The sequence below is a fragment of the Ensifer sp. ENS06 genome, from assembly GCF_014852205.1.
Lineage (GTDB): Bacteria > Pseudomonadota > Alphaproteobacteria > Rhizobiales > Rhizobiaceae > Ensifer > Ensifer adhaerens.
The window spans coordinates 1-426 of sequence record NZ_JACVBC010000052.1 but is presented as its reverse complement, the minus strand read 5'-3'; the positions used below and the strand labels follow the sequence as shown (position 1 = coordinate 426).

Sequence of the window (426 nt, the reverse complement as noted above, 5' to 3'; positions counted from 1 at the left end):
GCCGTAGGGATATTCGGTGCAACGAGACGAGGCGGCGCGCTCGAATATCCCTCGCCCGCTGTGCCGGTCAGACAGCGACGGGCTCGTCTACGGTGTCATTTGCGTTATCGGCGGCCGGCTGCAGGCGCTGCAGATAGGCGACGGCCCGTTCGGCATGGGCCGCCATCTGGAACACAAGGCGCTTGTCGTTTTTCAACGCCTTTAGCCAAGAGGCAATGTAGGCGGCGTGATCGTCGCGCGGCTCGATCGCAAGGCCGAGATCGGCAGCGAGAAAGACGCTTCCGAGCTCGGCGACCAGTTCTTCCCTGGCATAGCCTTCATCACCCCACTTTTTCCGGCCGAGATTGCGATCGAGCCGGGTCGGGCTCATCGTCCAATGGATTGCCTCGTGTCCAAGCGTGGTGGCGTGCGCCTCGGCCGACACGA

At 63.4% G+C, this 426-nt stretch carries 1 protein-coding gene; it reads right to left on the bottom strand.

Annotated elements, in window-relative coordinates:
- Positions 1–67: 67 nt before the first annotated feature.
- Positions 68–426: zincin-like metallopeptidase domain-containing protein (locus tag IB279_RS38290; RefSeq protein ID WP_246802271.1), on the bottom strand; the 359-nt coding region annotated here is incomplete at its 5' end.